Here is an 18,854-nt window from a genome sequence, read left to right on the forward strand (position 1 = left end):
CCGCCCACTCAGGACACCGCGTCATGCAAACCGCGAATGTAAACAGGCTGACGCCCTATCTCTTTCTGGCGCCGGCGGCCGCTGTCCTGGCGATCGCCCTGCTCTACCCCATCGGCTACATGATCTACGCCAGCTTCCTGGACTGGAACCCCAGCCAGCGCATTGGCGAAGCCGAGTTCGTGGGTCTGCGGAACTACATCAACCTGCTGGGCGACGAGAGCTTCCGCGAGAGCTTTGCCGTCACCCTGAAGTTCGCCGCCATCGTGGTCTCGCTGGAGATGTTCGTCGGGGTCGGTCTGGCCCTGCTGCTGGACCGCAACATCCGCGGCATGAGCCTGCTGCGCACCCTCTTCATCCTGCCCATGATGATCGCGCCCATCGTGGTCGGCCTCATGTGGCGTTACATGTATCACCCGACCGTCGGCATCTTTAACCGGACCCTGAAGAACCTGGGGCTCGAGCCGGTGCCCTGGCTTTCGGACGGGGACTGGGCCTTTGCCTCGGTGATCATCGCCGATGTCTGGCAGTGGACCCCCTTCATCTTCATTCTTTCGCTCGCCGCCCTGCAGTCCCTGCCCCAGTCGGCCTTGGAGGCCGCGCGCATCGACGGCGCCACCGGCTGGCAGCAGATCTGGTACATCAAGCTGCCCCTCATGATGCCGGTCCTGATCGTCACCTGCCTGCTGCGCCTGATCGACGCCTTCAAGGTGCTGGAAGTCATTCTGGTCCTGACCAACGGTGGACCCGGACTTTCGACGGAGATCCTCAGTCTGAGGATTTCGCGTACCGCCTCGGAGTTCCGAGAGCTCGGCGTGGCAGCAGCCATGTCGAACTACCTGCTCATCATGTTGCTGGTGCTGACCCTCGGCATGTTCCTCTACAACAAAGTCGCCGAGACCCGCGCCCTTCGCCTGCGCGCCCAAGCCGAGAGATCCCCCACCGATAGATTCCCCGCCGAGGGAGCCGCGTCATGAGCACAAAGACCTACCAAAAGCAAAACCCGGCCTTCTACGCCCTGCTGGTCGCGCTGATCGTGATGTCGATCGGGCCGATTCTGATGATGCTGATCACCTCCTTCAAGCTGAACGTCGACATCATGTCGGACACGGTCGGCCTGATCTTTGTGCCGACGCTGAACAACTACGAAGCCGCGCTCTGCGACATGCTCTGGTACGAGCCGGAGAGCGTCGACTACTGCGACCCGACCTTCGGACGTGCGCTGATCAATTCCCTGATCATCGCCCTGGTCTCGACCGCGCTGACCCTGGTGATCGGCTGCATGGCGGCCTACGCCCTGGTGCGCTTCCGTTTCATGGGACGTGATACCGTGTCCCTGACCACCCTGATGATGCGCATGGTGCCGCCGGCGGTGCTGCTGGTGCCGGTCTTCGGCATCTGGACTTTCCAGTTCGAGATCGACGGCACCCGCCTGGGCATCATTCTGATCTACGTGGCCATGAACCTGCCCTTCGTGATCTGGATCCTGCAGAGCTTTATCGTCCAGGTGCCGATCCAGCTGGAGGAAGCCGCGCGGATCGACGGCGCCGGTCCGTTCCAGGTCTTCTTCCTGGTGGTGCTGCCCGTCATCAAACCGGGTCTCGCCGCGGCTTCGATCTTCACCTTCCGCATTGCCTGGAACGAATTCCTGCTGGCCAACGCGCTGGCGGACCGTAACTCGCGCACGGTGCCGGTCACCATCGTGAACTCCCTGACCGAATACGACATCGACTGGGGCGTCATCATGGCCACGGGCATGCTGCTGGCGATCCCGCCGATCATCTTCACCTTCGTGGCTTCGCGCCAGATCATCACGGGCATGACCGCCGGGGCGGTCAAAGGCTGATGTGGGAGTGGCTGGCCGCACCGATCGATCCGGATCGGGTCCATGAGGTCGGCACCCAGCTCTCCTGGCACGCACGTCTGATGGTCTTTGCCTGGGGCGGTTGCGTCCCGATCGGCATCCTGGCGGCCCGCTTTTTCAAGATCTGGCCAGGACAGAGCTGGCCCCGGCAACTGGATAACCGCACCTGGTGGCACATCCACCGCATCTGCCAGTATGGCGGCGGCGTTCTGATGGTCATCGCCCTGGTGCTGATCCTGACCGCGCCGCCACCAACACTGTCGCCCCAGGTCATCCTGCCGGGACCCCACGCCTGGTTCGGCTGGATCGTCCTCTCCCTCGCCCTGGTCCAAATCAGCAGCGGTGTCCTGCGCGGCTCCAAGGGCGGGCCCGACGAGGCGGGAAGCGGCGAGATTCTGCCAGGTGATCACTATGACATGACCCGGCACCGGCTGATCTTCGAATACATCCACAAATTCGCGGGCTACGCCGCGGTGCTGCTCTCTATCGCCGCGATCCTGACAGGGCTCTATCAGGCCAACGGGCCCAACTGGATGTGGCTCACGCTTCTGCTCTGGTGGGGCCTTTTGCTGAGCGCCTTTATCGCGTTCCAGCGCCGCGGCATGGCCGTCGATACCTACGAAGCGATCTGGGGCCCGGACAAGGAGCATCCTGGCAATCAACGGCGTCCGATCGGCGTGGGTGTCCGCCGCCTGGGTTCGTCGGACAGTGAACGGGTCTGAGCCTGCGCCAATTTCCACTTTCCCGCCTTGGCGGCGCGGGGCTTTGTCGCGTAAAGTCCGAACTTGAAACTGGATCTTCTATTGCCAGTTAAGTCACTTAGAGTTCCGCGCACCATCACATAAGGCGAAGAGAATGACCGAGTCCGCCGCCAAGCTGGATAGAAAGCTTCTGGAGATCCTGGTTTGCCCGGTAACCAAGAGCCCGCTGGAATACGACGCCGATGCTCAGGAACTGATCAGCCGTCAGGCGCAGCTGGCCTACCCCATTCGCGACGGCATTCCCATCATGCTGGCCGACGAGGCCCGCCCGCTCGACGATTAAGACACCTTCAATTCTCTCTTTTACCAGCGAAAGCCCCGCCGTCTCATGATCGAAGAACAGCCCGCTCAGGAGCTCGAAACCAAGCACTGGCCCAGCGAGATCCGCTATATCTCCGAGGAAAAACGCCTGGAGATCGACTTCGACAACGGAACCGCCTTCTCCTACTCGGCGGAGCTGCTGCGTGTCGAGAGTCCCTCGGCAGAGGTGCAGGGGCACGGTCCGGGGCAGAAGCAGACTCTGCCGGGCCGCCGCCATGTTGGCATCATGGGGATCGAGCCGGTCGGCAACTACGCGGTCAAGATCAAGTTCGACGACCTGCACGATACCGGCATCTTCTCCTGGCAGTATCTCTACAAACTGGGTGAGAACCAGGAAGAGATCTGGGCCGAGTATCTCAATGCCCTTGAGACGAAGGGCCTGTCGCGCGATCCCTGATCGGTAAAAACATCGGCGCCCTGCTGCTCCCCCCGTGACGCTCCCCCCATGAAGCTCCCCAGTGACGCTCCTGGGCAAACCCCGGACGATGGCGGGACAGCCCTGCATCCGGTCTGCGGCAAACTGCTCTTCTGAAACAAGCGACAAACTCCGGTGCTCTCACCCGAGATCTCTCCGGTCTTGGTCGCGAAATTGGAGGTGCGGTTGCTGACGTCCCGGACATCCTGGATCGACACGCAGGCGAAGGCCCGGCGGATCATCGACCACACCCGCGCATCCCTGGATTTCGGCAAGCTCCGCCACTACCGCCTGGAGCGGGTCCGCGCGCAACTGCGCCGGCTCGATTACAGCGGCTGTGTCCTCTTCGATCCCCTGAACATCCGCTACGCCACCGATAGCCGCAACATGGCGGTCTGGACCCTGCACAACGCGGTGCGCTACGCCTATATCGCGACCGAAGGGCCGGTGGTCCTCTTCGACTTTCATAACTGCGAACATCTCTCCGATCACCTGGACCTGATCGACGAGACCCGCCCGGCCACCGCCTGGTCCTACTTCGCGGCGGGTCCGAGAAAGCAGGAGCGCGCAAAGACCTGGGCCGCCGAGATCGCGGATCTGGTCACGGCACACGGCGGCGGCAACAGCCGGCTTGCGATCGACAGCTGCAATCCGGAAGGCTACCGGGCCCTCGCCGATCTCGGGATCGAGGTTTTCGACGCCCAGGGCGTCCTGGAGCAGGCGCGCAGTATCAAATCGGCGGAGGAACTGGCCTGCATGCGGGCCTCGGTTACGACCGCCGAAGCCGCCATGGCCCGAATGTACGAAGAGCTCAAACCGGGGATGACCGAAAATCAGCTCTGGGCCATCATGAACGAAGTCAACGCCTCCATGGACGGCGAATGGATCGAGACCCGCCTGCTGGCCAGCGGTACACGCTGTAATCCCTGGTTCCAGGAGAGCAGCGACGCGGTGATCCAGTCGGGTGACCTGGTCTCCTTCGATACCGACCTTGTCGGTCCCTTCGGCTACTGTTCCGACATTTCGCGCAGCTTCATCTGCGGCCCGGCCAACGATGAACAACGCCGTCTCTACCGCCTGGCGCTGGAGCAGATCAAGACCAACATGGAACTGTTGCGCCCTGGGTTATCGTTCCGGGAACTGGCTGAGATCGCCTGGAAAATGCCCGCCTCCTGCCTGCCCAACCGCTACTCAGTGGTGGTACACGGCGTCGGCCTCTGCGACGAATACCCGAGCTGCGTCTACCTGGAAGACTTCGAGACCGGCGGATACGACGGCCATTTCGAAGCCGGCATGACTGTCTGCGTGGAGAGCTACATGGGCGAGGAAGGCGGCAGCATCGGCGTGAAGCTGGAACAACAGGTCCTGATCACGGAGACCGGCATCGAGGAGATCTCAAGCTTCCCCTTCGAGGAAAAACTGCTGAACCGGGAGATATGACATGCACTCTTTGCCGGATCTAAAAGGCTTCTGCCAGCAAACGCAGAAAGTTTCTTAGCTCCCCTCTGGAACAGTCTTAGTGTCCTGACTGTTTGCAGGATCAGGCACAACATTGAGACTCTCCAAGGCAGAGTGGATAGGGATGAAAAGGTTCAGCCCTTCGGTCCCTGTTCCCGTAAACTTCGCTACGGAAATCCCCACAACTCTCCCGCTTTCATCAACCAAAGGACCTCCACTGTTGCCAGGAGAGATAGCAGCATCTGACTGGATAAAGTCGAGTCCGTTCGAAGTCGTGCTGCGCAACGCGCTGACGATACCCGTTGTGATCGTCGATTCGAGAGAGACCTTCAGCGGACTGCCAATAGCAAAAACCCGATCCAGAGGCTGAGGCAACTCCTGCCTGACCTGCAATGCTGAAGCAAGGCGAAGCGGCACCTCAATAACGGCAACATCTCGTTTCTTGTTGAGCCGGATGACCTGACCCACAACCTCCACGCCGTTGTTGAATATCACGCTGACCCGCGAAGCGTTGCCAACGACGTGAGAGTTGGTGAGAATCAATCCTTCTGTACTGATTGCAAAGCCCGAACCATGCCCCTGACCCACTCGGATAGTAACAACCGATGGAAGGATGTCACTCAGGTCTCGGCTCAACGCCCGGTCCGTTGAGAGCGTTGGCTTGAAATAGATCGGAGGCTCATCTTCTAGTGCTTGGGGTCTATTTTCAGCCCTGCGCAAAGCAAGATCCACAAAGTCTTGATCACTTGCAAAGCTCTCAGCCGAGCTGGCAAAGGCCTGATTGAATAGAATTGCGATGCCATCCCTGACGTGATTTTTCGACTTATGATAACCGGCTTTTTCGACCTTAAGTATCGTTTGCTGGGATAAAGTCGAGAAGACGCTCCACTCAACCGAGACAGACATCTCGCCACTAAAACGATCCAACGGTCGCCCGGTCCACCAGTCGTGCCATTGACAAAGATTCCCACGGATATCGGTTATGCGGGCTCCGATTAGATATTCAGCAGAGGAAACAGACTGCCGCTGGCCAAAAAGATCTTTTGGATCGCCGGTAATGTTGTATCCCCTGTTCGACAGAGTATCGAAGAACAACTCCCCCAGTTCGGTACTCCAGTTACCCAAGTATGATGTCCCTGATCCCCATTCGAGAAAAGAATCGCTTCGGTGGGAATAGTTGCATTGGATCCCGCCCACGCCTTTCCCGTTTGCGGGAAAATGCGAGATAACCGTTCCACGCCGTAAATTGGCAATCACCTTTGTCAGAGCGAAGCTGGCTTGTGCATGTGCTGGCTGTGAAATCGTAACAGCCTCAGGCGGCTCAATTGGAGTGACAACCATACTACCCGTAGTATTACATCCTACAAGTCCCGTCAGGGCAGCAAAACAGAGGCTGAACCGTGCCATCCGGAACCTCAAAGCTTTTCGTGCAAAAGGTGAGTGTTGCCAATTCATGTTTGCTTTCCCCAAAAGCTAAAGTCTTTAATCTGCTCCAACTAAAAACGCGCGGGTAACAGATCAGTGGTAGCGCAAAGTCTTTTTATCTGGCCGTTGGATGTTCCATTTATCCATACAGAAAAATGACTTAACGCATAGTTGAGTTTACACGCGATGTCAGTCTAGTCGTTCGACATACGTGTCACGCACGCACCGAGCACCTAGTGGTCATGCGCTAGCCGACACATGACCAAGTGGCATTGCAAGGTCTTTCCTTATCCAAATGGAAACGCCGAGATCAAATTCTCATTCAGTCATTTCTAACTTCAGTCTACAGTTGAACATCATAATGAATCAACATAAGTGTTCGTTTTTTGTTCCATAAAGAGGGCAGGCGAAAGGTCTGCCAGCTTGTTTATGAAACACTGCGCTCGTGCAACGCGATCGACCATTCATTCGAAAACCGACACAGGAACCCCGTCTCCCAGTTGCCGAGACATTCACGTAGGTCGATACAAATCTGATCGTAAGACTTTCAGCTAAATCCTGGTGATCATTGCCCTGCTGGAAAGACCGTCACCGCCTGACCGGCAACGAGGCTGTCCAGGGCCGGCGTCCAGCCTTCCGGACAGGGCGAGGTGCCGCCCGCCGCTCCGCTCTCTGGCGCCTTACGCTGACAGGCAAGGCCCAACTCCAGGCTCTCTTTACCCAAGGCCAGGAAATCGTTGTCGAAAGGGATGGTGCCGGGCGCAAAGGGTTCGGTCCGGTAGATGCGCTCCATCATATAGAGGGCCTTCTGTCCGGCAATCACGCGGAACAAGACGACCTCGCCAAAACCGCTGCCGCTGTTGCGGCTGCAGGCCACGGCCCGGAACGCGGAAGGCAGGCCATTGATTGACTCCGGTTTAATCGAAGTGGTCGAGATCGAATCACAGGCCTGATCGTAGCCCGCCGTCACCCGGTCGAGAAAAGCGGCCGGATCCCGGCCCCCCAGGTCGGAGAAGAGCTGCGCGGCGATCATCTCCCGCCAGTCATTGCTGGTCTGGCCGCGCGGGGTCCAGGCCGCGAAATCGACCGGCATGCCCTCGACCCGGGCCGCGGCTGTCCAGCCTGGTGGCAAGCCGCCGATATAGACCTCGCCGCCGCCGCCCTGCAGAACCACCGAATCCCCTTGCTCCTGGGCCGCCGTTGCGCCAGCGCCGAACAGCAGAAACAGCAATACCGGCACCGCCGCCAAGCGCGCCAGACTGCCTCCCATCTCGCCGATCCCGCCAATCATGATCTCTCCCCCGGAGTCACGTTACCTGAACGCTCACAGAGGCCGCCCCTGCACCAGACGCGGCAAATCCCCGACCAGGCCCATGGCATGCTTCATGAAAAAGCGTTTGAGGCCGGGCATGCGGTTGACCGCCGCCAGACCGACATCGCGCGCCAGGCGCACCGGCGGCAGGTCGTTGGAAAACAGCCGGTTCAAGCCGTCGGTGGTCGCAATCAGCGCGATATTGTCGAAGCGCCGCCAGCGTTCGTAGCGCTCCAATACCTGGGGCGAGCCGATATCGAGCCCCAGGCGCCGGGCATCGACGATACATTCGGACAACGCCGCCACGTCCTTGAGCCCCAGATTGAAGCCCTGACCCGAAATCGGATGAATGGCGTGGGCCGCATCGCCGATGAGAACCAAACGATGATCGCTGTAGCGTTCCGCATGCATCATGGACAGCGGATAGGACCAGCGCTTGCCGGGCACCCGTAAAGCGCCCAGCGAGTCTCCGAAACGGCGCTGCAGCTGATCCGAGAAGTCCTCGTCATTGAGCGCCAGCATGTGCGGCGTCACTTCGCGCGACTCGGTCCAGACCAGCGATGACCGGTATTCGCCGTTTTCCCCGTCGACCATGGGCAGAAGAGCAAAGGGACCCGCGGGCAGGAAGTGCTCATGTGCCACGCCGTCATGCGGCCGCTCATGGTGCACCGTGCCCACGATGCCGCATTGCGCATAATCCCAGTTGGTCGAGCGGATCCCGGCCTCCCGCCGCAACATGGAATTCCGGCCGTCAGCGGCGATCACCAGTTCCGCCGTGAGCACCTGGCCATCCTCCAGAACCGCCCGGACCCGGCTCGACCCCGGCCCGCTCGACCCCGGTCCGCCTGATCCCCGCCCGCTGGCCGCGCCGCGGTCCAGTTTTGCCAGCGAATTCGGCGCGAAAGCCGTTAAGGTCGGCAGTGTGGGCAGATGCGCCTGAAAGGCCACACGGGTTTCCCGGTTCTCGACAATGTAGCCCATGGGCTCGCCGGCAACGTCGTTGTGGTCGTAGTGCAGGAACAGCCGCGAGGTCGGGCGGCCGATCTTGCCGTCGGACACCCGGATATCCAGGATCGGCTGCGCGGCGTCAGCCATCTTCGGCCAGACACCTATGGCGTTGAGCATCTGCTGTGATCCGCGCGCCAGGGCGGAAGAGCGCCCGTCATAAGGCGCGGCGACCAGCCTGGCCGGATCTTCCCGATCGATCACGGCCACGGATACGCCCGCGCTGGCCAGCGCAGAGGCCATCGAAAGCCCGGCCAGTCCGCCGCCGACGACCAGGACCTCAAACTGCTGCACCGTTGTTTTGGAAGCTCCCGCTTTCACTCTTGCCACATCCTTCTCCGCTATCCCGGAACTCTGATCACATTGCAGCAATCTATCAAGGCCGCTGATCGGCCGCGACAGACCAAAGGCCGCAGGTGCGCGCCTGCGCGCGCCATCACGCACCTGATTTTGCGGTGTTTCCGGGAGGCATCTCCGGTTTTATGTTTATTTTTTAGGCAAAAATAAATTTATGCCTAATTTTTAATCTTGTCTGATTAGTAATTTTGCAGCCCTCCGGCTGAACAAGCCTGTCGGAAGTATGTGGATTCTTAAGCTTTTTGTGCACTGCACCCGGTTTGGCACGCTTCTTGAGAAGGAGAGGCCATGCGCTGTACGGGAATTTGAGCGTTTTTTACGGGGACCGGGCTCAGTCCTGGATCAGTCTGACGATCCCGCGCAGCGCCGGAATTTACGCGAGATACAGTCAAAACGACGGGGAGACAAATGATATGAAGATGGTCACCGCCATCATCAAACCCTTCAAGCTTGACGATGTTCGCCAGGCCCTGACCGCAATCGGTGTCGAGGGTTTGACAGTCAGCGAAGTGAAAGGTTACGGCCGGCAAAAGGGTCAGACCGAGATCTACCGGGGCGCGGAATACGCAATCAACTTTCTGCCCAAGGTCAAGATCGACATCGCGGTCAAGGATGAATTGGTCGAACAGGTCGTCGAGACCGTTCAGCAATCCGCAAACACGGGACGGATCGGCGACGGCAAGATCTTCGTCCTCGATGTTCTCCAGACAGTCCGGATCAGAACCGGCGAAACCAATGCTGAGGCGCTTTAGGAGGCCTTTTCGATGAAACTCTTTTCACTCCCGACTCCGGGGCGCAAGATTCTGGTTCTGACCGGCCTTGCCGCCTCGACCACGCTGGTTCTCAGTAACGCGGCAGAGGCTGCGGTCAGCGAAGAAACTGCGTTCATTTTCAATACCTTTTCCTTTCTTATCCATGGCGTACTAGTCATGTGGATGGCAGCCGGTTTCGCGATGCTGGAGTCCGGCCTGGTCCGCACCAAGAATACCGCCGCGATCTGCCTGAAGAACATCGCGCTCTATTCGATCGCGGGTATCGCCTACTACCTGATCGGCTACAACCTGATGTATGTCGACGTGGCGCCGGACGGCTTCATCGGCTCCTTCAGCATCTTCTACAACACAAGCGAAGCCGAACTTGCCCTAATCGGCGCCGATGAAGCGACCGACGAACTGATCGCCGCTGTCACCAGCAACGGCTACTCGGTCATGTCCGACTGGTTCTTCCAGATGGTCTTCGTGGCAACCACGGCCTCCATCGTTTCGGGTGCTCTGGCAGAGCGCATCAAGGTCTGGCCCTTCATGATCTTCATCCTGGTCCTGGCCGCCTTCATCTACCCGATCCAGGCTTCCTGGACCTGGGGCCAGGGCTGGCTCACGACCATGGGCTTCTCCGACTTTGCCGGATCGACCATTGTCCACTCCGTGGGCGGTTGGGCGGCTCTCGCGGGCGCTCTGGTTCTGGGCGCGCGCAAAGGCAAATACGGTCCCGACGGCCGGGTCAATCCCCTGCCGGGCGCCAACCTGCCGCTGGCAACTCTGGGCACCTTCATCCTTTGGATGGGCTGGTTTGGCTTTAACGGCGCATCGCAGCTGGCGATGGGCTCGGCCCTGGATGTCGCAGCCATCGCAATCATCTACGTCAACACGACCCTGGCTGCCGCCGCGGGTGTGGTTGCCGCGATGGTGCTGACCCAGATCCTTTACAAGAAGATGGACCTGACCATGACCCTGAACGGCGCTTTGGCCGGTCTGGTCTCCATCACCGCTGGACCTGATGTGCAGCACCATGGCCTTGCGTTGATCATCGGTGCCGTCGGCGGCGTCATCGTGGTCTTTGCCGTGCCGCTGCTCGACAAGCTGAAAATCGATGACGTGGTCGGTGCGATCCCGGTCCACCTTTGCGCCGGCATCTGGGGCACGCTCTGCGTCGGCATCTTCGGCGGTGCAAGCATCGGCACCCAGATCGTGGGTATCGCAGCCATCGGCGCCTTCACCTTCGGTACCAGCCTGGTGATCTGGTTCGCCCTGAAAACTGCGGTCGGGATCCGGGTTTCCGAGGAAGAAGAGGAAATGGGCCTCGACAAGGCGGAACTGGGCCTGGAGGCCTATCCGGAATTCGGTCAAGGCTCCCAGGCCTTCTAAAGACCGAACTTGAGCGTTTGAGTCGCCCGTTGGTTTGAATCGGCGCCTGTAACGACATCCAGCTAAACTATCTGGCCCGGCGGCTTCCCCCGCCGGGCTTTTTTTGCACCCTGGGACCTGTCTGGCCGGAACCACCTTGCAGTTACGCCTCAATATGTGATCCTGATCGATCCGAATAAAAGAACAGATTTGCCGGGACGACGGATCGCCTACGGAAGCTCCATCTGGGTTGGGTCCGCTCTAAAAGGACCAGGCGATCTGCTTTTTCGCCAGCAGATGGCCTTCGCTATCCCCCCTCCTACCGCGTAAAAACCGTCTCCAAAAAAATCCGGCCGGCGATACAATCCACTCTTATTCTACATTCCACAGGCTCTTTCGAGACTCGATATCCACCAAAATAGCGCCATTCGCCGCAAAAACTGTTCCACAGTTTGACCCCAACTGACGATCCTTGGCTTGAAGAACATGCACTTGAGGAGACGTGGGCCAATCACGGAACAGGCGTTTGAAATCATCATCAAAAATCTGAGGTAGAACTTCGGGAGAAACGGCCTCGTAAGCGTAGTCCGAGCGCCAATCGTCATTGACATCGCGGGCCGTAAGCACCCTTAAAGTAGTCTCTGCGCCACTCCAGCGAAGGTAGTAAACAGGGCACCCATCCCGCAAAATCTCGGCAGCTTTGTTAAAGTAAGAATTGGCCGAAAACATATCGTATCTTTGATATGGAGACTTACGATCATCGTTTTCCAATCCGCGATCAACAACACCGAAAACCGTAAAAACAGCGACCATCAATGCCGCTGCTTTTAAGATGTTATCTAGCGGAAAGCGAACACCCAGATCCCGTGCGAAACCGGCAACAAAGCCGAATGCTCGCTGAGCCGCCCAAGCAAGGGATATTGCCGCCACGGGCGTCAGCACCAGCAGGTACCGTTCTCTCAGCGGCTGACCAAGCCTAAATGGATCTATCGAGATAATAAAAAAAGTTGTGAAAAATGCAAACGACCCGCCCAATAAAAGCAGGAGCATTTCTCTCTTATCTAAATGTTTAAACCGAATGATTCCATAAATACACAAAGAAAAAAATGAATAATAGATAATTTTCGGGACGATAGAAATTATTGTCCACCTATTTATTATATCATCATAACTGTAATTAATATGATTTGGGCGTGTCAGCATGTTATTGATATGACCGCCAGTCAACAATGCTTCAAGCCGGCCAAAAATAAGGTTGGCATCAGAGCCCGCGTTCACAAGCAAGGTCTCAATTGAGAAGAGGCATACAAGAACGAGAGATACTATTGAAATCGCCCGCCAATCTCTCGTAATCAGAAAAAATAGATATATCCCTGGGAAAAAGAACAAGTTCGTTTCTTTCCCACCATACATCAAAAATATACATAAAGAAAAAATCACCACATAGGTGACTTTATTTGTATTTATATACTTAAATGCAAAAAATAGCGATACAACAAAATAAAATATACTGAAAGCATTTGGCATCAGTTGCAGTGATGAAAGGTGTACTTTGTAATTTAAGACAAATATAAATACAGCAACAAACGCAGTTACAAGGCCACCTAATTCGTAAGAAATAAGCCAGAGCAAAGCAACACATAACGAAGAAAAAAACAATGGGACGATATAATAAACAAAAGGTGATGTTCCAAATAACTGAACCAAAATATAGGCCGGGTAATTAATTCCCCATCGCAGTCCATGATGTGAGGGCATTTCGCCGGAAAGCGTACGCAAAAAATTCCCGGCTTCATCGCTGTACACTATCAACAGCCAGCGCTCTGTGGCGTTTCCACCAGTACGAATTGGATGGGAAAAAATTGCGTAAAAAACAAAAAACAGTGCGAAAATAACGAAGAAAATTATATACTTATCAGTTTCGCGTGACAGTTTTAAACGAAAATTTTGATCAACAAAAAAATGATTTACAACACCACAATTAATACCGCCAGTTTTCATAAATAACACTCGGAATTCACTATGGTTTTAACTGTGACTGCATCAGTCAAGGAACTCAAAAGAAAGCATGAAACCAATGCGCACACGCTAAAGACTCCCGCCTGCGAGCGCCTGAGGCGTGCGTTGGACGCGAAAAATTTCTTCGCATGTATGGTTCGAAGTGGCAACCCCAAAACTCGGTCGTTTTGTCCGAGATTCCAACCGGAAGGGATCTGTTTTCAGCCTTCTGGTTGTGGAAATGAGTTACCCACTCTTGCCAGCCGGATTCACGTGACGCTAGTGTGGTTGAACTGAAGTCCCGTTATTGCGCTATAAACTGTGGCCTGATCGTTCTTGACCGAAAAAATCAAGTATCATCCGATTCTTTTAAGAACGTGATGCTTCCTCCACGTAGGCAGTAAAGTAAATCTGATTGGAACTTCATAACGTGATCGATCGTCAAAACCTGCAGGCTTTTCACCCCTTCACGCGATTACGCAGTCTCCTGGACAATATTCCGGCGGGACCCGCGCCACGAGGAGCTTCTGCCCCGCTGGCGCTCTCGATAGGAGAGCCCAAGGGTCAGCCGCCCGCCTTCGTCGCCGAGGAAATCGCAGCCAATGCTGGCGAGTGGTCGCGCTATCCGCCGGGCCGGGGCAGCACGGTGTATCTTGAGGCCTGCACTGCCTGGCTCCAGCGGCGTTATGAGATCCCGGCGGGCATCATCGACCCACAGCGCCATGTCCTGGCCTTGCCCGGCACCCGCGAAGGCCTGTTTTTCGCCACCATGGCAACGGTCCCGCAAACAGCGGAAACCCCGGACGCGCCGCCGCCTGTGGTTCTGATCCCCAATCCCTTCTACCACGTCTACGCCGGGGCCGCGGTGGCCGCAGGGGCTGAGCCGGTCTTTCTGCCGACCTCCAGTGAAACCGGCTTCCTGCCGGATTATCAGGCAGTACCGGAGGAGATTCTGAAACGTACGGCGCTCTGCATCCTCTGCTCGCCCTCCAATCCCCAAGGCGCCGCCGCCAACCGCCGGCAGCTTGCGGATCTGCTGACTCTGGCCCGCAAGCATGACTTTGTCGTCGCCTTCGATGAATGCTACGCGGAGATTTATACGCGTACACCTCCAGCGGGTGCGCTGGATGTCGTAGACCAACTGGGTGGTTCGTTGGATAATCTATTGGTTTTTCATTCGCTTTCTAAACGCTCCAACGCGGCAGGGCTGCGCTGCGGGTTCGCCGCGGGCAACGAAAAGCTGATCAACGCCCTCAACGCGATCATGCTGGTCGGCGGCGCGGGCGTACCGCTGCCGGTGATGGCGGCGGGCACCCGCCTCTGGCGCGACGACACACATGTCGAAGCGATCCGCGCGTTTTACCAAGCCAACTTCGAGATCGCCCAGCAGGTTCTGGGCAACCGCTTCGGTTTCAGCATACCCGACGGCGGCTTTTTCCTCTGGCTGGACGTGGGTGACGGCGAAGCCGCGGCGAAAAGGCTCTGGCAGGAAGCAGGTATTCGCGTGCTGCCGGGCGCTTACATGTCAGTCGCCGACAACGAGGGTTATAATCCAGGGGCGAAATACATTAGAATCGCCCTTGTATTCGATGCCGAGGTCACAAAAGCTGCCCTTGGCCGCATTGCTGAGATCTTGTAGACCCTCTGCAACGACGGAAGCTTTTCATGAAAACCGCTTTTAGCTGGCTTTAATGGCCTGAATTCGGCAGTTTCTAACCAAGACTCAAGAACTTAGAGTTCGACTCTGGACTGAAACCGCAAAGATTCGAGAAAGGGACTGATCCAACGATGGCGGCAAGAGACAGCGCAATCAGCCGATCAGGCCGGGACGAACGGCCCCGGTTTCTGCCGGAAGGCAGTGGAGACTTCATGCGCCGGCGTCTTGTGGAAGCGCTCGGCCTGCTGGTGCTCGCGTTTGCCCTCGCAGCACTGGCCGCCCTGCTGACCTTCAACCCCATGGATCCCTCGCCCAATCACGCGACCGACGGGCCTGTCACGAACCTGCTGGGCCGCCCTGGCGCCGGCATCGTAGGTTTCCTGCTGCCGCTGCTGGGACTGAGTTGTTTTATGCTCACCCCGGTCCTAGGGGGCTGGTCCTGGCGCCTGTTCCGGGATCACACGCTGCCCCATTGGTGGCTTCGCCTCGGCGCGATGGTGGCCGGAATCATCATATTCGCCGCCGGACTCGCCGCGCTGCCCCAGCCCGAGGGCTGGCTGGTCGAGAATGCCGGCCTGGGAGGTATCCTGGGCGGCATCATCCTCAACAGTCTCTCCCAAATGATTGGTCTGACGTCCTGGATTATCGCAATCCCGGCTTTCCTGCTGGGCGGCACGGCATTGGTCTACGCCATGGGTCTGAAACGTCAGGAATGGGTGGCACTGCGTCACAGCCTGTCGGGCTTTGCGGATAACTTCGGCCGGCGCGACGGCGCTGACGAACCGCACGATTCCCTGGAAACCGCCGTCAGCCGCCCGAAAGCGCCCCGGCGCAAAGCCCAACGCAGCAAGGAGCGGATCGAGCCGAGCCTTGGCGAAGAGAGCAGGCCCCTGTCCAAGGCGGTCGTGGAGACGGAAGACGACCTCAACTTCGTCGCCCCGCGTAAAGCACGCCCCAAACCGGGCAAACGCGCGCAGGAAGCGCAGCAACCCAAGCTTTTCGGCAGCCACGGAGAGTACGAGCTCCCGCCCCTCACCCTCCTGGCGCTGCCCCCGGCCTCGGCCCAGGACGCGATCCAGACCCGCGACGCTCTGAAAAAGAACGCCGCGATGCTCGAGACGGTGCTACAGGACTTCGGCGTGCGCGGCGAAATCGTCAAAGTCCGGCCCGGTCCCGTGGTGACCCGCTACGAGCTTGAGCCGGCACCGGGCACCAAAACCAGCCGGGTCGTGGGCCTGGCCGACGACATCGCCCGCTCCATGAGCGCTATTTCCGTGCGTGTCGCGGTGGTGCCCGGCTCCAGCGTGATCGGCATCGAGCTACCCAATGCCCTGCGCGAGACCGTTTATCTGCGCGAGTTGCTGGGCTCGGACGTCTTCGACCGCGCCGGCGGAAAGCTGCCGATGATTTTGGGCAAGGATATCGGTGGACACCCGACCATTGCCGACCTCGGGCGCATGCCGCATCTGCTCATGGCAGGCACCACCGGTTCCGGTAAGTCCGTGGCCGTGAACTCCATGATTCTCTCGCTGCTGTTCCGCTTCACACCGGACCAGTGCAAGTTCATCATGATCGACCCCAAGATGCTGGAGCTCTCGGTCTACGACGACATTCCGCATCTGCTGGCCCCCGTGGTCACCGAGCCGAAAAAGGCTGTGGTGGCGCTCAAATGGACCGTACGGGAGATGGAGGAGCGCTACCGGAACATGTCGCGCCTCGGCGTGCGGAACATCGACGGCTACAACAGCCGGATGGAGGAAGCGAAGAAAAAGGGCGAGATCCTGACCCGCAAGGTCCAGACCGGCTTCGACCCGGACACCGGGCAGCCGATCCACGAGGAACAGCCTTTCGAGACCGAGCCCCTGCCCTTCATCGTGGTGGTTGTCGACGAGATGGCCGATCTGATGCTGGTCGCGGGCAAGGACATCGAGGGCGCGGTACAGCGCCTGGCCCAGATGGCACGCGCGGCAGGCATCCACCTGATCATGGCGACTCAGCGGCCCTCCGTGGACGTCATCACGGGCACCATCAAGGCGAACTTTCCGACCCGGATCAGCTTCCATGTGACTTCGAAAATCGACAGCCGGACCATTCTGGGCGAACAGGGCGCGGAACAGTTACTGGGCCAGGGCGACATGCTCTACATGGGACAGGGCGGCAGAATTGCGCGTGTTCACGGCCCGCTTGTGACCGATCAGGAAGTCGAAGATGTCGTTGCCTGCTTGAAACGGCAGGGGCAGCCTTCCTACATCGAGTCTGTGACCGAGGATGAAGAGCCCTCGTTTGACGGTATGGATAGCCCCGGTGGCGGCAACAGCGGCGATGAGCTTTATGATCAGGCCATCGCCATTGTCGCCCAGCATCGCAAGGCCTCAACGAGCTTTATCCAGCGCCAACTGCAGATCGGCTACAACCGGGCGGCGCGGATTATTGAAAAGATGGAAGCGGAAGGCGTCGTCAGCCCGGCCAATCACGTTGGAAAACGCGAAGTTCTCGCCCCCGGCGGACACGACGATTAAAGAATGAAGACTTGGCTCAAAGCTGCGGTGGTCTCCGGCCTGACCGCGTCGGCCACCGCTATCGGATTACCGGCAGTGGCCCAAAACGCTGCTGAAGAAGCACCGGAGGCGGCCAACGAGCTCGCGCGCCCGCCTGGGTTGGAACCAGCGATCAACTGGACCGGCCCACGTAAGCTCAGCAACGGCGAGCCCCCCCTTCAGACCACCGCGCTCTCACCCGACGACAGCGCCGCCGTGGCACGGGTCGAGCGCTATCTGAACACCCTGACCTCGGTGCATGCGCGCTTCATCCAGGTTTCGACCAACGGTTCCTTCGCCGAGGGTGAGGTTCACATCCAGCGGCCGGGAAAGATGCGCTTTCAGTACGACGACCCGCACCCGGCGCTCCTGATCGCCAACGGCCTGACCCTGCTGTATTACGACCGTGAACTGAAGCAGGCCACCTTCCTGCCCCTGTGGGAGACTCCGCTCTGGTTCCTGATCCGGGAAAAGGTGGAGCTGACCGACGACATCGAGATTGTCGACGTCGTCCAGGACGCCGGTGTGCTTTCCATGATTCTGGAGGACTCCTCCAATGGCGACGTGGGCCGCATCACCCTGACCTTCAGCGACAAGCCGCTGCGCCTGCATAAGTGGGAGGTGGTGGATGCCCAGGGGATCGCCACACAGGTGTCCCTGTTCAACGCCGAATACGACGTTCCGATCGAGAAATCGGTCTTCGAATACGACGATCTGGAAATCGATACCCCGGGATTGGGAAATAACCGCTGACGGGAATGCTTACGAGGAAATCCGGTTTTCCGCTGCTGGAGATCCGCGTCGTCCCCTGAAGGGACGCATCAGCAGATGTAAGAACCTGCGCTCTTCCGTCCGTTCGACGCCGATCGGCATATCCGGCCAGCGCTCGGTCTTGGAGCTCGATCCGAAAATCCGGTCCCAGAAGCTGAAGATCGTGCCGTAGTTGGAATCCGTATCGCGCCGGATCGCGTGATGGTGCACCCAATGGATCGAGGGGGTGATGATCACGCGTGAGAGCAAGTGTTCGGTCTTTGCGCCGAGTTTCAGGTTTGAATGCTGAAAGAGCGCGCAGAGAAGCACCAGAATCTCGAAGACGATGACCGAAAAGAAGGGAATTCCGAGCAAAAGGATGACCCCGGCCCGGGCCGCGGCGGAGAGAAGCACCTCGCCGAAATGGAAGCGCAGGGCGGTCGAGGTGTCGAGAAAGCGGTCAAGGTGGTGCACTTCGTGAAAGCGCCAGAGGAACTGGACTTCGTGGTTGGCCCGGTGCCACCAGTAGATCAAACAGTCCAGGATGATCAGATCGATGATCAGGCCGGTCAGCCCCGACCACCAGTCGGGACGCCAGTCCAGCGCGTGGGTCGAGGCCCAGAGCGTCAGCGGAATGACAATCAGGGGCGCCAAACCGACGTTCGCCAGCCAGAGGCTGAGATTACGCCCGACCCGCTGCCACGCGCCCAGGGGACGTTCACCTGCGGTCAACGCCGGCTCAGGCCGCTCCCGCGCCGCCGGTTTCCAGCGTTCGGCCAGGAAAAACAACGCGAACCAGGCCAGAACGACAGCGGCTTTCCACTCGAGAATGGATGATTCCAGGGCTTCCATGTCCTTTAGGTATTCTTCTCGC

The 18,854-nt window shown here is 58.5% G+C and carries 16 protein-coding genes; 11 read left to right on the plus strand and 5 right to left on the minus strand.

The features are described from left to right. Positions 1-23 precede the first annotated feature (23 nt). From FKG95_RS13815 to FKG95_RS13840, 6 genes are all read left to right on the plus strand, one after another. Entirely contained in the window at positions 24-974 is a 951-nt protein-coding gene (locus FKG95_RS13815) for a carbohydrate ABC transporter permease (RefSeq protein ID WP_142896954.1), read from the plus strand. After that, positions 971-1,843, plus strand: coding sequence for a carbohydrate ABC transporter permease (locus tag FKG95_RS13820; protein WP_142896955.1), 873 nt, complete (start codon positions 971-973; stop codon positions 1,841-1,843). The genes FKG95_RS13815 and FKG95_RS13820 overlap by 4 nt, the downstream gene beginning before the upstream one ends. Then, positions 1,843-2,583, plus strand: a complete 741-nt coding sequence (locus tag FKG95_RS13825) for a cytochrome b561 domain-containing protein (RefSeq protein ID WP_142896956.1) — start codon at positions 1,843-1,845, stop codon at positions 2,581-2,583. The genes FKG95_RS13820 and FKG95_RS13825 overlap by 1 nt, the downstream gene beginning before the upstream one ends. A gap of 133 nt (positions 2,584-2,716) precedes the next feature. Further along, positions 2,717-2,905, plus strand: a complete 189-nt coding sequence (locus FKG95_RS13830) for a Trm112 family protein (protein ID WP_142896957.1) — start codon at positions 2,717-2,719, stop codon at positions 2,903-2,905. A gap of 45 nt (positions 2,906-2,950) precedes the next feature. Beyond that, the gene (locus FKG95_RS13835; protein WP_142896958.1) at positions 2,951-3,340 is read left to right on the plus strand and encodes a gamma-butyrobetaine hydroxylase family protein; all 390 of its coding nucleotides are present in this window, start codon (positions 2,951-2,953) and stop codon (positions 3,338-3,340) included. 180 nt (positions 3,341-3,520) lie between these two features. Further along, complete coding sequence (locus FKG95_RS13840; RefSeq protein ID WP_179954091.1) at positions 3,521-4,798, plus strand: M24 family metallopeptidase; 1,278 nt, start codon at positions 3,521-3,523, stop codon at positions 4,796-4,798. Between the two features lie 54 nt (positions 4,799-4,852). Here the strand turns inward: FKG95_RS13840 and FKG95_RS13845 are convergent, their stop codons facing one another. From FKG95_RS13845 to FKG95_RS13855, 3 genes are all read right to left on the minus strand, one after another. Continuing rightward, a complete protein-coding gene (locus FKG95_RS13845) occupies positions 4,853-6,271 on the minus strand; it encodes a S1C family serine protease (protein ID WP_142896960.1) in 1,419 nt (472 codons plus the stop codon). A 535-nt stretch (positions 6,272-6,806) separates the two neighbouring features. Further along, complete coding sequence (locus tag FKG95_RS13850; RefSeq protein ID WP_142896961.1) at positions 6,807-7,532, minus strand: hypothetical protein; 726 nt, start codon at positions 7,530-7,532, stop codon at positions 6,807-6,809. 33 nt (positions 7,533-7,565) lie between these two features. Continuing rightward, the gene (locus tag FKG95_RS13855; RefSeq protein WP_246116772.1) at positions 7,566-8,888 is read right to left on the minus strand and encodes a UbiH/UbiF/VisC/COQ6 family ubiquinone biosynthesis hydroxylase; all 1,323 of its coding nucleotides are present in this window, start codon (positions 8,886-8,888) and stop codon (positions 7,566-7,568) included. Positions 8,889-9,328: 440 nt separating this feature from the next. On the opposite strand from FKG95_RS13855, the gene FKG95_RS13860 reads away from it, so the two are divergent. Then, the gene (locus tag FKG95_RS13860) at positions 9,329-9,667 is read left to right on the plus strand and encodes a P-II family nitrogen regulator (RefSeq protein WP_142896962.1); all 339 of its coding nucleotides are present in this window, start codon (positions 9,329-9,331) and stop codon (positions 9,665-9,667) included. 12 nt (positions 9,668-9,679) lie between these two features. Further along, the gene (gene amt / locus FKG95_RS13865) at positions 9,680-11,059 is read left to right on the plus strand and encodes an ammonium transporter (protein WP_142896963.1); all 1,380 of its coding nucleotides are present in this window, start codon (positions 9,680-9,682) and stop codon (positions 11,057-11,059) included. A 351-nt stretch (positions 11,060-11,410) separates the two neighbouring features. Here amt and FKG95_RS13870 read toward each other — a convergent pair whose 3' ends face one another. Beyond that, positions 11,411-13,039 (minus strand): ArnT family glycosyltransferase, encoded by a 1,629-nt coding sequence (locus FKG95_RS13870; protein WP_142896964.1) that lies wholly within the window; start codon positions 13,037-13,039, stop codon positions 11,411-11,413. A gap of 427 nt (positions 13,040-13,466) precedes the next feature. Here FKG95_RS13870 and FKG95_RS13875 point away from each other — a divergent pair, with 427 nt between their 5' ends. From FKG95_RS13875 to FKG95_RS13885, 3 genes are all read left to right on the plus strand, one after another. Continuing rightward, complete coding sequence (locus FKG95_RS13875; protein WP_246116773.1) at positions 13,467-14,675, plus strand: aminotransferase class I/II-fold pyridoxal phosphate-dependent enzyme; 1,209 nt, start codon at positions 13,467-13,469, stop codon at positions 14,673-14,675. Positions 14,676-14,824: 149 nt separating this feature from the next. Then, complete coding sequence (locus tag FKG95_RS13880) at positions 14,825-17,212, plus strand: FtsK/SpoIIIE family DNA translocase (protein ID WP_142896966.1); 2,388 nt, start codon at positions 14,825-14,827, stop codon at positions 17,210-17,212. Between the two features lie 3 nt (positions 17,213-17,215). Beyond that, entirely contained in the window at positions 17,216-17,983 is a 768-nt protein-coding gene (locus FKG95_RS13885) for a LolA family protein (protein ID WP_142896967.1), read from the plus strand. A gap of 9 nt (positions 17,984-17,992) precedes the next feature. Here the strand turns inward: FKG95_RS13885 and FKG95_RS13890 are convergent, their stop codons facing one another. Next, positions 17,993-18,832, minus strand: a complete 840-nt coding sequence (locus FKG95_RS13890; protein ID WP_142896968.1) for a sterol desaturase family protein — start codon at positions 18,830-18,832, stop codon at positions 17,993-17,995. Between the last annotated feature and the right edge of the window lie 22 nt (positions 18,833-18,854).

Source organism: Denitrobaculum tricleocarpae (assembly GCF_007004665.1).
Classification (GTDB): Bacteria; Pseudomonadota; Alphaproteobacteria; order Kiloniellales; family Kiloniellaceae; genus Denitrobaculum; species Denitrobaculum tricleocarpae.

Bases quoted from the DNA above. Each gene is read 5' to 3' on its own strand.
- FKG95_RS13860 (WP_142896962.1), top strand. From the start codon at position 9,329: ATGAAGATGGTCACCGCCATCATCAAACCCTTCAAGCTTGACGATGTT.
- amt (WP_142896963.1), top strand. From the start codon at position 9,680: ATGAAACTCTTTTCACTCCCGACTCCGGGGCGCAAGATTCTGGTTCTG.
- FKG95_RS13885 (WP_142896967.1), top strand. From the start codon at position 17,216: ATGAAGACTTGGCTCAAAGCTGCGGTGGTCTCCGGCCTGACCGCGTCG.
- FKG95_RS13870 (WP_142896964.1), bottom strand. From the start codon at position 13,039: ATGAAAACTGGCGGTATTAATTGTGGTGTTGTAAATCATTTTTTTGTT.
- FKG95_RS13845 (WP_142896960.1), bottom strand. From the start codon at position 6,271: ATGAATTGGCAACACTCACCTTTTGCACGAAAAGCTTTGAGGTTCCGG.
- FKG95_RS13830 (WP_142896957.1), top strand. From the start codon at position 2,717: ATGACCGAGTCCGCCGCCAAGCTGGATAGAAAGCTTCTGGAGATCCTG.
- FKG95_RS13880 (WP_142896966.1), top strand. From the start codon at position 14,825: ATGGCGGCAAGAGACAGCGCAATCAGCCGATCAGGCCGGGACGAACGG.
- FKG95_RS13835 (WP_142896958.1), top strand. From the start codon at position 2,951: ATGATCGAAGAACAGCCCGCTCAGGAGCTCGAAACCAAGCACTGGCCC.
- FKG95_RS13890 (WP_142896968.1), bottom strand. From the start codon at position 18,832: ATGGAAGCCCTGGAATCATCCATTCTCGAGTGGAAAGCCGCTGTCGTT.
- FKG95_RS13850 (WP_142896961.1), bottom strand. From the start codon at position 7,532: ATGATTGGCGGGATCGGCGAGATGGGAGGCAGTCTGGCGCGCTTGGCG.
- FKG95_RS13825 (WP_142896956.1), top strand. From the start codon at position 1,843: ATGTGGGAGTGGCTGGCCGCACCGATCGATCCGGATCGGGTCCATGAG.
- FKG95_RS13815 (WP_142896954.1), top strand. From the start codon at position 24: ATGCAAACCGCGAATGTAAACAGGCTGACGCCCTATCTCTTTCTGGCG.
- FKG95_RS13820 (WP_142896955.1), top strand. From the start codon at position 971: ATGAGCACAAAGACCTACCAAAAGCAAAACCCGGCCTTCTACGCCCTG.